11 protein-coding genes are annotated in these 12700 nt (G+C 71.7%); all 11 read right to left on the reverse strand.

Annotated elements, in window-relative coordinates; genetic code table 11:
- Positions 1 to 35 precede the first annotated feature (35 nt).
- The 11 genes from solA to ACWDR4_RS25715 all read right to left on the reverse strand — a co-directional run bounded on the left by solA (position 36) and on the right by ACWDR4_RS25715 (position 12685).
- Entirely contained in the window at positions 36 to 2687 is a 2652-nt protein-coding gene (gene solA / locus ACWDR4_RS25665; RefSeq protein WP_450412000.1) for an N-methyl-L-tryptophan oxidase, read from the reverse strand.
- Positions 2684 to 4141: an aldehyde dehydrogenase family protein gene (locus ACWDR4_RS25670; protein ID WP_450412002.1), complete on the reverse strand. Its 1458-nt coding sequence runs from the start codon at positions 4139 to 4141 to the stop codon at positions 2684 to 2686. The genes solA and ACWDR4_RS25670 overlap by 4 nt, the downstream gene beginning before the upstream one ends.
- A 69-nt stretch (positions 4142 to 4210) precedes the next feature.
- Positions 4211 to 5059, reverse strand: a complete 849-nt coding sequence (locus tag ACWDR4_RS25675; RefSeq protein WP_450412004.1) for a creatininase family protein — start codon at positions 5057 to 5059, stop codon at positions 4211 to 4213.
- Positions 5060 to 5106: 47 nt separating this feature from the next.
- The gene (locus tag ACWDR4_RS25680; protein WP_450412005.1) at positions 5107 to 5565 is read right to left on the reverse strand and encodes a cytidine deaminase; all 459 of its coding nucleotides are present in this window, start codon (positions 5563 to 5565) and stop codon (positions 5107 to 5109) included.
- On the reverse strand, positions 5562 to 6326 hold the full coding sequence (locus ACWDR4_RS25685; RefSeq protein WP_450412007.1) for an amidohydrolase family protein: 765 nt from the start codon (positions 6324 to 6326) through the stop codon (positions 5562 to 5564). Before ACWDR4_RS25685 ends, ACWDR4_RS25680 begins: the two co-directional genes overlap by 4 nt.
- Positions 6323 to 7342: an ABC transporter ATP-binding protein gene (locus ACWDR4_RS25690; RefSeq protein ID WP_450412008.1), complete on the reverse strand. Its 1020-nt coding sequence runs from the start codon at positions 7340 to 7342 to the stop codon at positions 6323 to 6325. The genes ACWDR4_RS25685 and ACWDR4_RS25690 overlap by 4 nt, the downstream gene beginning before the upstream one ends.
- Positions 7339 to 8385, reverse strand: a complete 1047-nt coding sequence (locus ACWDR4_RS25695; protein WP_450412009.1) for an ABC transporter ATP-binding protein — start codon at positions 8383 to 8385, stop codon at positions 7339 to 7341. The genes ACWDR4_RS25690 and ACWDR4_RS25695 overlap by 4 nt, the downstream gene beginning before the upstream one ends.
- A complete protein-coding gene (locus ACWDR4_RS25700; RefSeq protein WP_450412011.1) occupies positions 8382 to 9071 on the reverse strand; it encodes an alpha/beta hydrolase in 690 nt (229 codons plus the stop codon). The genes ACWDR4_RS25695 and ACWDR4_RS25700 overlap by 4 nt, the downstream gene beginning before the upstream one ends.
- A gap of 5 nt (positions 9072 to 9076) precedes the next feature.
- On the reverse strand, positions 9077 to 10162 hold the full coding sequence (locus ACWDR4_RS25705; RefSeq protein WP_450412013.1) for an ABC transporter permease: 1086 nt from the start codon (positions 10160 to 10162) through the stop codon (positions 9077 to 9079).
- Positions 10159 to 11037 (reverse strand): ABC transporter permease, encoded by an 879-nt coding sequence (locus tag ACWDR4_RS25710; protein ID WP_450412015.1) that lies wholly within the window; start codon positions 11035 to 11037, stop codon positions 10159 to 10161. The genes ACWDR4_RS25705 and ACWDR4_RS25710 overlap by 4 nt, the downstream gene beginning before the upstream one ends.
- Positions 11030 to 12685: an ABC transporter substrate-binding protein gene (locus ACWDR4_RS25715; protein WP_450412017.1), complete on the reverse strand. Its 1656-nt coding sequence runs from the start codon at positions 12683 to 12685 to the stop codon at positions 11030 to 11032. Before ACWDR4_RS25715 ends, ACWDR4_RS25710 begins: the two co-directional genes overlap by 8 nt.
- Between the last annotated feature and the right edge of the window lie 15 nt (positions 12686 to 12700).

Below are 12700 nucleotides of genomic sequence, written 5' to 3' on the forward strand. Positions count from 1 at the left end.
GACGGTTGAGGTCACTGAGGTGACGGTGGGGCCCCTCACCGGGCCCCACCCGTCAACAGGCGTGCCGGGGAGAGGAATTCGAGGTCCGGGCGGGCCGTCCCGCACACGAGATCGGCCAGTGCCTCGCCGATCGCCGGGCCGAACTTGAACCCGTGCCCCGAGCAGGCCGACGCCACCAACACCTGGGGTACGCCCGGTACTTCGCCGACGACGAAGCGACGGTCCGCCGTCATCGTGTAGAGGCACGTCAGGCTCTCGGTCACCGGTCCGGCACCGGGCAGCACCTGCGCCACCGCCTCGGCGAGCAGGGCGAGTTCGGTCGCACTCGCCGGGGGGCGGGGTGTGTCCGGATCCCATGCCGGGCCGCTGTCCAGCCCCGCCTTGAGACCGCGGCCGTCGGCGGCGGGGAACCCGTACAGCAGGCCCTGCGGCAGATCCACCGAGAAGCTGCCCAGCCCGGACCGGCCCAGCGGGCCTTCGGGGTCGGCCGCGAAGTAGGCGTTCACAATCCGAGTGACCGTCAGATGGGGGGTGAGGGAAGGGACTTGGGCCGCCGTCCAGGGTCCCGTGCACAACACCAGGCGGCGCGTGCGCAGTTCGCGGCTGTCGGCGGTGCGTACGACGACCTCGTCGCCGTCCGGCTCCCAGCCGAGGACCGGCGTACGGTCCAGCACGGTCGCGCCCGCCCGTTCGGCCAGGGCGAGTTGGACCCGTAGCGTCTCCGCCGCGTCGATGATTCCGGCCCTCGGGTCGTGCACCGCGCCGAATCCGGCGGGCAGTCGGAGCCCCGGGAAGATCCGCGCGGCCTCCTCGGGGCCGACCTGACGGCAGCCGGGGCCACGCAGGGGGTCGGGCCGGTCGAGCGGGGCCGCGTACAACCCCCCGGTGATGTCGAGGAGTTGGGTCTTCGCGGCTTCCTCCAGCTCCGCCCAGGCCCGGTAAGCGGTGTCCACCAGGCCGTCCCAGTCGGGGTGCGGATAGGCGCGCCGGATCATCCGGGTCGCACCGTGCGAGGAACCCAGCTCGTGGGCCGACGCGTACTGCTCCAGGCCGAGGACGTCGAGTCCGCGTGCGGCCAGCCGGTGCAGGGCGGCGCTGCCGTGGACGCCGAGACCTACGACAATCGCGTCGTGGCGGCGGGGGGTGGCGGCACGGCGTGCGGAGGCGGCCGTGTCCTGAAGCGTCGGCGCCTCCGAAACGGTCCTCGGTCCAGCCCGTACGTCCGCCCTGGGCGCTGGTGCCTCCGACACCTTCCCCTGCCCCGCGGCTCGTACGTCTGTCCTGGGCGTCGCCGCTTCCGACACCTTCTCCCGCCCTGCGGCCAGGACGTCCGCCCTGGGCGCCGGTGCCTCCGACACCTTCCCCTGACCTGCGGCCCGTACGTCTGCCCTGGGCGCCGGTGCCTCCGACACCATCCCCCGTCCTGGGGCCCGTACGTCCGCCCCGTGCCCCCGTACGATCTCCCGCACCGCCTCCACCAGGGCATCGAGGTCGGACTGGTCGTTGTAGACGTGCACCGAGGCCCGGACCACCTTGGTCAGCCCCCGGGGATCCATGTCCCAGCGGCCGTGCCCGGCCGGTACCGCGATCAGATGGACCCGGCGCTCGGCGAGTTCGCGCTGTACGTCGGAGGCGTCCAGGCCGTCGACCACGAAGGTGACGATGGCGCCACCTGCTGCCGGTGGGTCGGTGATGTGCACGCCGGGCAGATCCGCGAGCCGCTCCCGCAGACCCGTGGCGAGTGCTGCCAGGTGACCGGCGACCACATCCACGCCCAGGGAGTCGAGGCCGGCCAGCGCGGCACCCAGACCGAGGCGCAGGGCGTGTGCGGCCTCCCACAGCTCGAACCGCTTGGCGTCCGGGACCAGTTCCCAGCTCCGCTCGGCGGTCCAGTGGGCACCCCGGACGTCGGGGGCCTCGGGGGCGAGCCGTTCCAGGAGCGGGCGGCGGACCGCGAGCAGGCCGGTGCCGCGCGGGGCGCGCAGGAACTTGCGGCCGGTCCCGATGAGGAGGTCGCAGTCGATGGCGCCCATGTCGACGGGCAGTTGGCCGAGCGACTGGGTGGCGTCGAGGAGGAAGGGCACCCCGTGGGCCCTCGCCAACGCGCCGATGCCGGCGGCGGGTTCGACCAAGCCCGAGGAGGTCGGCACATGCGCCGCGGTGACCAGCGCGGCGGGACCGGCGCGCAGTGCCGCCTCAAGCGCCGCCAACTCCACGGCGCCGTCAGGGCCGTTGGGCAGCAGTTCGACCCGAACGCCGAGATCGCGCTCGGCCGCCAGCAGGTGCAGGGCACAGCTGACGTAGCTGGAGCGGGCGGCGAGGACCCGGTCGCCGGGGCGCAGCCGCAGTGCCGACACCGCGCGCTGCCAGCCCGCCGTCGCGCTCTCGACGAGGGCGACCTCGTCCGGGCCGACGCCCAGGAGTCGAGCGGTACGCGCGTAGACGGCGTCCAGGGCGGGGGCGGCGTGTTTGGCGGCCTCGTATCCGCCGGACAGGCTCTCGGCGCGCAGGTGGTCGATGACCGCGTCGACGGTGCCGTTGGCGAGCAGGGCCGCGCCGGCCGCGTTGAAGTGGTGGCCGGTGGCGGAGCCGGGTGTCCGGGCGCGCTCGGCCGCGACGTCCGGTGTGCGGGCGGCCGGGGACGAGGGCGCGGCTGTCGTCCGGGTGGTCGTCACGGGGGCGCTCACAGGGCGATCGTGATGCTCTTGAGCTCGGTGAACCCGTCGACGGCGGCGTCGCCGAGGTCCCTGCCGAGGCCGGACTGTTTCATCCCACCGAAGGCCACGGCGGGATCGAACTCGTTGTACGTGTTGACCCACACAGTGCCCGCCTCCAGCGCGGCGGCGGTGCGGTGGGCGCGCTGGAGGCTGCCGGTCCACACACCCGCGGCGAGCCCGTAGTCGCTGTCGTTGGCCAGCGTGATGGCCTCCTCCTCGGTGTCGAAGGGCATGACCGCGGCGACCGGGCCGAAGATCTCCTCCCGGGCGATCCGCATGTCGGGCGTGACGCCTGTGAAGACGGTGGGCTGCACGAACCAGCCCGCGCCCGGCACCGGTTCGCCGCCCACGGCCACCTCGGCGCCCTCCGTACGCCCCAGCTCGACATAGCCGGTGACACGGTCGTACTGCTCCTGCGACACCAGGGGACCGATGTTGATCCCGCCCGACAGACCCGGACCGATCCGCAGGGCCTCCACGGCGGGTACCAGCAGATCGAGGAACTCCTTGACGACCGTGCGCTCGACCAGGAGCCGGCTCCCGGCGGTGCACATCTGCCCGGAGTGCCCGAACACCGCACGCACGGCGGCCGGTACGGCGGCCTCCAGGTCGGCGTCGGCGAAGACGATGTTCGGCGACTTGCCGCCGAGTTCGAGGGTGAGCCGCTTCACCGTCGGCGCGGCGGCGGCCATGATCAGCCGCCCGACCTCGGTGGACCCGGTGAAGGACACCTTGGCGACGTCCGGGTGGGCGACCAGCTCCGCCCCCGTACGGCCGTCACCCGTCACCACGTTGACGACGCCCTCGGGGACGCCCGCCTCCAGGCAGAGCGCGGCCAGCCGCAGTGCGGTGAGCGGGGTCTGCTCGGCCGGCTTGACCACGACCGTGCAGCCCGCCGCCAGCGCCGGGGCGAGCTTCCAGGCGGCGATCATGAAGGGGAAGTTCCACGGCAGTACGGCCGCCACCACGCCGACCGGCTCGCGGACGCTGTAGACGTGCCGGTCGGGCCCGGCCGCGTGCACGGTGCCGGTCAGCCGGGCCGGGGCGCCGGCGAAGTGCCGGATGGCCTGGAGGCCGAGGTCCACGTCACCACGGGCGCGCTCGATGGCCTTGCCGTTGTCCAGGGTGTCCAGGACCGCCAGTTGCTCCGCGTCGCGCTCCACCAGGTCGGCGAGGCGGAGCAGTACGTCACGGCGTTGCCGGGGCGGCAGCCCGCGCCAGCGCCGGTCGCGGTGTGCGGCGGACGCGGCGGCGACTGCGGCGGCCACCTCTGCGGGGCCCGCCTGCGCGATGGTGGTGAGCTGCTCGCGGGTGGCGGGGTCGAGCACCGGGATCCGCTGCGGCGAGGTCCCCGTGGTCCAGTCGCCGCCGATGAGCATGGGCTCGCAGTCCGGCAGCGGGGGGAGGGTGATGCTGGGGTCCAAGGTGTGCTCCTTCTGGGGCAAGGGGTCACGCAGGGGGCACGTCCGGGTCAGGTGCGGCTGACGTACGGCTCATGTACGTCCGCCGGGCCGATGGGTCGGGTCGGGCCATGGCTCGCGAACCGCCGCCGACACGGCCCGGGCGGTGGTCAGGACGCAGCGGTCGAACTCCGCCGCCCCGTGCTTGGCGTCGGCGTCGGTCACGTCCCTGCCCCATACGCCGGTCTCGCTGACCTGGTCCATGCGGTAGTCCCAGAAGGAGTCGACATCCACGTGGGAGGTCGCCCGGTCCATCCGTACGAGTTCCGGGGACAGGTGCAACATGACCGAGGTCTCGAAGAAGTTGGCGTGCATCAGCGCCCGGCCGTAGGTGACGTGCCCGTCGACCTCGGGGCCGGGGTACATCGTCACGTACCCCAACGCCCGCACCCGCGCGTCCTTGTGACGGACCCTCAGTTTCTCGGCCGAGACGTCGAGCGCCCCGTTGTTCCAGATGTGCCCGTTCAGCAGGACGAACTGCCTTACCCCGGAGGCGTACAGCGAGTCGATGACGTCCTCGACGACGGCGATCATGGTCTCGGGGCGCAGCGCCACCGTCCCGGCGAAGTCGCCGTGGGACGCGGACACCCCGAAGCTCAGGGGCGGCAGGACAGGGACCCCCGTCAGGGCGGACACCCCGAGGGCGACGGCCTCGCAGATCCGGGTGTCCACGGCGAGGGGCAGATGCGGGCCGTGCTGCTCGGTGGCGCCGACGGGGATGATGACGGCGTCCTGCGCGGCGGCCGTGGTCCCGGCCTCCGGCCAGGTCAGCTCCTCCCACAGAACGGGGGCTCCGCTGCCGCCGAGTTGGCCGGAGAGGTCGGGGACGTCGAGTTCCGTGGGGACGGTGCGTCCGGACGGCCCGGTGATGAAGGTGGCCATGTCTCTCCTCAAGGTCATCAAGGTCATCAAGGTCGTCGCGTGTGTGTTCACCACTGGCGCCGGCTCTTCTCGGGCAGCAGGTCCAGGGCGCGCAGCGGGACCGGCTCGTCCCCGTCGACCGTGGTGACCCACACGGTGGCGTCCGGGCAGTAGTCGCTGATCAGCTCCCGGCACACCCCGCACGGCGCGATGATCCGGAACTGCCCCGCCGGTTTGATCTGCACGGACACCACGGACGTGATGCCCAGCGCAGTCCCGCCCGGCAGAGCGCCCCGCGCGGCCCCCATGGCCACTCCCTCGGCACACACCGAACTGCGCCGACAGGAACCCTCCATGTGCACGCCGGTGTGGATCCGGCCGTCGGCGGTACGCAGCGCGGTCGCCACCTCATGCCTGCCGTGCTGCCACACCCGGGCCAGCAACTCCTGTGCGGTGGCGAGGAGTTCGGCGTCGTCCGTGCTCATCGACGACGGGACGGAGACGGAGGTGACGGAGGCCGCGCTCATACCGGCAGACCCAGCAGCCGGGCCATGTTCCCGCCCTCGACCAGCGCGCGGTCCTTCTCGTCCTCGATCGCCTTCGCGATCTTCATACGCTCCAGGTCGAAGTCGGAACCGGGCCACTCGCTGCCCATCAGGATCTTCTCAGGGCCCAGTCGCGCGTACGCCCGCCGGACATCGCTCAACAGCGTCGCGGAGGTCTCCAGGTACACGTGCGGCTGACGCTCGGCCACGATGATCGCCTCGGGTACGTTCCACACGGCGCCCATGTGGGCGATGATCGTGGGCACTTGAGGGTGGTCGCGGGCGATCTCCTCGATCGCGAACGGCGCGCAGAAGGCGTCGTCGAGAGCATTGACGAGCACCAGCAGTCCGCGCCGCGCGCACGCCTCGAACACCGGGTCCAGCAGACCGTGGTCGGCGACGTGGTAGCCGTGCAGGCTCGGATGCAGCTTCAGGCCGACGAGGCCCGCGTCGGCCATCCGGTCGATCTCCTCGATCGCGTCGTCGGCCTGCGGCAGCACCTGCCCGAAGCCGAAGAAGCGGTCCGGGTGCGCGGCGACCAGGGAGGCGATGAAGTCGTTCTCGATACGCTGGGCGAGCGAGCACACCATCGCCATGTCCACCCCGGCGGCGTCCATCCGGTCGAGGATGCGCCGGGGATCGAAGGGCGTGTACGGCGGCGGAGCCTGGCCCTTGCGGGCGCCGGTGAGGTAGTCCGAGCGGCCCCGGACGTCCTGCGTGGTGTTGTAGGCGTCGATGATCAAAGCGTTACGTCCTTAATGGCCGGGCTCGCGGAACCGTCTGCTTCGAGGTCGCCGGAGATCAGAGGCAGATGACAGCGGACGCTTCTCCCCGGCGCGATCTCCCGCAGCTCGGGCATGCGCGTACGGCACTCGGCAGTCGCGATGGGACACCGTGTCCGGAACAGACACCCCTCCGGCGGATTCGCCGGGTCGGGCAACTCGCCCTCCAGCACCTCCCGTTCGCGCGCCGGATCGCCGCCGGGCCGCCGCAGCGCCGGTACGGAGGAGAGCAGCGCCCGGCTGTAGGGGTGCGCGGGGTCGGTGAAGAAGGCGTCCCGGGAGGCGATCTCGATGATCTGACCCAGGTACATCACGGCGATCCGGTCGGCGATGTGCCGTACGACGCCCAGGTCGTGCGAGATGAACAGCATCGTCAGACCCCTGTCGCGGACCAGGTCCGACAGCAGGTTCAGCACCTGTGCCTGGATCGACACGTCCAGCGCCGACACCGCCTCGTCGGCCACCACGAACTGCGGCGAGGAGGCCAACGCCCGTGCGATGCCGATACGTTGACGCTGGCCGCCGGAGAACTCGTGCGGCCTGCGTGCCCCGGCCTCCGCGCCCAGACCGACCAGGTCGAGGAGTTCGGCCACGGCCCGCGCGGCCTCGGCACGGGTCGCACCGCGCGCCCGCAGCAACGGCTCGGCGACGATGTCGGCGACCCGGCGGCGCGGGTTTAGCGAGCCGAAGGGGTCCTGGAAGACCATCTGCAACTCGGCCCGGGTGCGCCGCAGTTGACGCCCCCGCATCCGGGTGAGGTCGGAGCCGGCGAACTCGATCCGGCCCGCCGAGGGTTCGATCACCCGCAGCAGCGCCCGGCCGAGCGTCGACTTGCCGCACCCCGACTCGCCGACCAGACCGAGAGTCTCGCCCTGGAGGATGTCGAGGTCGACGTCCCGCAGCGCCCTGACCCGGCCCCCGGCACGACCCGGGTACTCGACCCGCAGCCGGCGGGCGGAGACGAGCGGGGCGCTCATTCGGCGCCCCCCTTGGCACGGGCCTCGGCACGCTCGGCGCCGGGCAGTACGCAGGCGTCCACATGCCCGTCCCCACCGTGCCGCCGCCGCAGTTCCGGACGCTCGTCGCAGGCGTCGTGCACGAACGGGCACCGGGGTGCGAAGGCGCAGCCGGACGGCCGCTCCACCCCGGTCAGCGGGCTCCCGGAGATCGCGGGAAGCCGTCGTAGAACCGGACCGTCGATCGGCGGAACGGAGCCCAACAAGCCCATGGTGTACGGGTGTTGAGGGCTGAACAGCACCTCGTCCCGCAGGCCCTGCTCCACGATCCGGCCCGCGTACATGACGGCCACCCGGTCGGCGACCTCGGCCACGACGCCCAGATCGTGGGTGATCAGCAGCACCGAGGTGCCGTGGTCGCGCTGGACCCGCTTGAGGACCGCCAGGACCTGGGCCTGGATGGTGACGTCCAGGGCGGTGGTGGGCTCGTCGGCGATCAGTACGGCCGGGTCGTTGGCCAGGCCCATGGCGATCATCACGCGTTGGCGCATGCCGCCGGAGAGTTGGTGCGGGTAGGAGCGTGCCGCGCGGTCCGGGCCCGCGATGCCGACCTCGCCGAGCAACTCCACCGCGCGGTCCCTCGCCTGTGCGCGAGGCACGTCACGGTGGGCACGGATCATCTCGGAGACCTGGGCGCCCGCCCGGTGCAGCGGGTTGAGCGCGGCCAGCGCGTCCTGGAAGACGACCGCGATCTCCTTGCCCCGGACCGCGCGCAGTTCACGTTCCGAGGCGGCGACGAGGTCACGGCCGCCGAAGGTCACCTCGCCGGTGATGTGGGTGCGCGGGCCCCGGTTCAGGCCGACCAGGCTCATCGACAGGGCGGACTTGCCGGACCCCGACTCGCCCACCAGGGCCAGGACTTCGCCCTGCCGGAGCGTCAGGTCGACGCTGTCCACGGCGGGAAGGCGACCCCCGGGGACGTCGAACTGCACACGCAGGTCGCGGATTTCGAGTACGGGCTCGGACACAGCCTGGACCGGGGGGTGTTCGAGGGCGGCCGTCATGAGGCCGTGCCGACGGCCAGTGCGGCCGTGTGGATCAGGTCGGCGACGCGCTGTGGCCACACGAGGGTCGTGTAGTGGCTGCCGGGCACGTGCTCGACCGTCGCCTTCATCCGCTCGGCCATGTCCCGCTGGATCTCGGGGCGCAGGGTGCGGTCGTCGTCGGCGACCATGTACCAGCTGGGCAGCGTGCGCCAGGCGGGGACACCGGTCGCCTGCCTGAAGATTGCGTTCTCCGCCTTGCGTCCCTCCGCCTCGACGATGACCCGCTGCTCGGGGGAGAGGTCGGGGCCGATCTCGGCCCAGAACTCGGGACTCGTCTCCGACTTCCACTCGCCGTTCGGGCCGCGCCGCATGTACTTGGAGATCTCGGCATCCTCGTACCGCTCGACGATCTCGTTGACCGTCTCGCCCTCGTCGGGCCCGAACGCGCAGATGTACACCAGGCCCTTGACTCGTGGATCGCGGCCGACGTTGCTGATGACCGCGCCGCCGTAGGAGTGCCCGACGAGCAGTACGGGGCCCCAGGTCTCCGACAGCACGGCGGAGGTGTGGGCGACGTCGTCCGCCAGCGAGGTCATCGGATTGGTGACGGTGAACAGCCGGTGGCCGAGGGCGGTGAGCAGGGGCTCCACCGCGGACCAGGTCGTCGGCCGTCCGCCGGCGCCGTGGACCAGCACGATGTCCATGCGGCTCATCCTTTCCGTATGCGCGGGTCGAGGACCGTGTAGAGCAGGTCCACCGCGTGGTTGACCAGGGTGAAGAGCAGGGCGATGGCGAGGGCGGCGCCCTGGACGACGGGGTAGTCGCGTTGCAGGACGCCCTGCACGAGAAGGCGGCCGACACCGGCGTACGAGAAGACCGTCTCGGTGATCACCGAACCGCCCAGCAGCGAGCCGAACTGGAGCCCCAGGACCGTCACGATGGGCAGCCAGGCGTTGCGCAGCACATGGCGGCGGACGACCGCGCCCTCGCCGAGGCCCTTCATCCGGGCCGTGCGCACGAAGTCGTCGTCGAGCACCTCCAGGACCGAGGCGCGCACGATGCGGGTGATGAACCCGGCCATCGACAGGGCCAACGTCACGGCGGGCAGGATCAGATGCTGGATCCAGGGCCACACCAGCTCGGGGCGGTTCTGGAGGATTGCGTCCAGGAGCACGAAGTTGGTCGTGGGGTTGTAGTCGAGCGAGCTGGGAAGCCGCCCGAGTACCGGCAGCCAGCGCAGCCACACGCCGAACACGACGATGCCGAGCACCCCGAGCGCGAACCAGGGCAGCGAGAAGCTCACCGTGGCCACGACCCGCGTCGAGGTGTCGACCCAACTGCCCTTGCGCAGCGCGGCGATCACCCCGGTGACGACCCCGAGCACGACCGCGATCGTCATCGCGGCGAGCGTCAGCTCGATCGTCGCGGGGAGGGCGTCCCCGAGCAGCCCGAGGACGCTGTTGGACCCGAAGAAGGAGGTGCCCAGCCGCAGATGCACCAGGTCGTCGAGGAAGTGGCCGTACTGCGTGAGCAGCGGCTGGTCGAGGCCGAGCGCCTTGGTGACCCGCTCCTCGTTCGCCGACACCTCGACCGCGGACATGTCGCCGCGGCCCGCCGAGAGCGAGGTCGCGGGCGAGCCGGGCAGCAGACGGATCGCGAGGAACACCAGGCTGGCCAACGCGAACAGGACGACGGGGACGACCACCAGCCGCCGTATGACCAACAGGGCTGTGCTGTTGGCCCACTTGGGCACGCGCAGCCGAAGGGCGGAGGGCGCGTCGGCCGTCGTACTCATGCCGTCCCCCGGGGATCGAGGGCGTCGCGCAGGTCGTCGCCGACGAAGTTGCAGGCGACGACGAACAGGAGGGTGAGCGTGGCGGGGAGGACGACCAGCCGGGGCGCGGAGTAGAGGAACTCCTGTCCCGCCTGGACCATGTATCCCCAGTCGGGCTGCGGCGGTTGGATGCCCAGACCGATGTACGACAGGCCGGCGGCGAAGCCCGCCGCGACCGACAGTGTCATGACGACCTGGGCGAGCATCGGGCCCGCGATGTTCGGCAGCAGCTCCCGTACGAGGATGCGCGGGGTGGTTGTGCCGCCGAGGCGGCAGGCGACGACGTAGTCACGGGCCGCCTCGCGGGCCGTCAACGCGCGGGCCAGCCGGGCGAGTCCGGGCGCGAGCGAGACGCCGATGCCGACGATCAGACTGGCCGTGCCCGGTCCGGCCGCCGCCACCAGCAGGATGACGAGAAGGATGGAGGGGAAGGCGAGCGCGAGGTCCACCAGGCGCATCAGGGCCTGCTCGACGACACCGCCCGCGTACCCGGCGACGAGCCCGATCGCCGTGCCCACCACGGCGGCCAGAGCCGTCGCCGCGAACGACACCATCAGCAGCGGACGCGCCCCGTGCACCAGCCGGGCCAGCTCGTCGCGCCCCAGGTCGTCGGTGCCGAGCGGATGCCCCGCGGAGCCGAACGGCAGGAGCGCGGACGGGGTCTGGCGCAGCGGGTCGGCCTGGACGAGGAGCGGGCCGACGGCGGCGACGAGGAGTACGGCGGCCAGGACCAGCCAGGACAGGACGGCCGGCCAGGACCGGGCAAGGCGACGCCCGCGCAGGGCGGCCACGACGGACGGCCTGCGCGTGACGGTGGCCAAGGCCGCGTCAGACACTGGCTTTCTCCATGTAACACCGGTGGTTGGCGAGGGCGCTGGTGTTCATGTCCTTCACCTGCGAGCCGCTGACGACGAGGTTGGTGAAGCAGGCCAGCATCGACAGGACCATGTACTCCTCCGCCCAGCGCCGCTGGATCTTCGTGTAGGCGGCGGTGCGCTGCTTGCCGTCCGGGAGGTTCTTGGCGGCGAACAGGTCGTCCGCGAGGGAGTCGACGCCGTCGAGGGTGTCCAGGCCGGTGATCTTGGAGCCGTAGATGCCGGTGGGGCTGGCCATGGCGCCGACCATGTCGTTGGCGTCGGGGACGTAGGTGTTGCGTTCCCAGATCATCAGGTCGTGGTACTCGTCGTCCGGGTCGAGGAGGCGGCCGAAGTAGGTGGCCGGGTCGACGGAGGTGGTCTCGACCTTGAACCCGACGTCGGTGAGGTTCTGGGCGATGATCTGGGCGGCCTTCGGATGCCACGAGTCGCTGGCCGCCATGATCCGGATCGTGCGGCCCCCGGCACCGGCCTCGGTGACGAGCCGCTTCGCCTGGGCGACGTTCTGGGTGCTGAGGTCGGCGAGGGCGGTGTCGTAGCCGTTCTGGGCGGGCGGGATGGTGTAGCCCTTCGGCTCGCTGCCCATGCCGAAGAACGCCTGGCTGAGGATGGCCTTGCGGTCGACGGCGAGGTTGATCGCCTTGCGCACCTTGATCTCGGGGATGCGCCGGGCGTCGATCATCATGATCGCGTCCGCGCTGTGCGGGGTGTCGTAGACGGTGACCGAGTCGTCGCCGCGCAGCTGGTCGGCCGCCGAGTAGGGCGTGAACTGGGTCGCCGACACATCGCCGCTGAGCAGCGAGCTGACGATGGCCGACGGGTCCTGGACCTGGCGCAGCACCAGGCGGTCGATGGGCGGTCTGCCGAGCCGGAAGCCGTCGAAGGCCTCCAGGGTGATCGCCTGGCCGGAGGTGGCGGAGGAGAAGGCGAAGGGGCCGGTGCCGACGAGGTGCTTGCCGATGTCGGCGCCGTACTTCTCCAGGGCGGCCTTGGAGATGATGCGCCCGCCGATGTCGGACAGCCGGCCGAGCACCGTCCGGTCGGGCTGCTTGAGGACCATCTTCACGGTGAGGTCGTCCTCGGCGGTCAGCGAGGCGACGTTGGTGCCGAGGCTCGCCAGCGGCCGGGTGCCGCCCTTGGGGAGGGTCTTGTCGTTCTCGTCGAACTGCCGCCCCAGGCTGGCCAGTACGTCGGCGGAGGTCAGGGTGGTGCCGTCGTGGAACTTGACGCCCTCGCGCAGGGCGAAGGTGTACGTCAGCTGGTCGTCGGAGATCTTCCAGCTCTTGGCGAGGTCGGGTGTGGGTTCGTTGGTCTCGAAGGAGATGAAGCTGAGCCCGCGGCAGATGCAGTCGACGGCCATCCAGTCGCCCAACGAGGTGTAGAAAGCCGGGTCGTTGACGGCGCTCGTCGCGTCGATGGCGAGGGTCAGCGTCCCGCCCTTGCCGCCTCCCTCCGCGTCGTCGGCCGCCGCACCGCAGGCGCTCAACAGGGCGGGCAGCCCGAATCCGACACCCACGCCGAGGAGTCCGGCACCCCTGAGCATCGTGCGGCGCGAGACCTCCGGCGTGGTGGAGCCGGGCGAGAGCGATCCATGTGAACGGTCCGGCATGTGGGCCTCCTTGGG

The sequence above is a fragment of the Streptomyces sp. NPDC000878 genome (assembly GCF_053599695.1).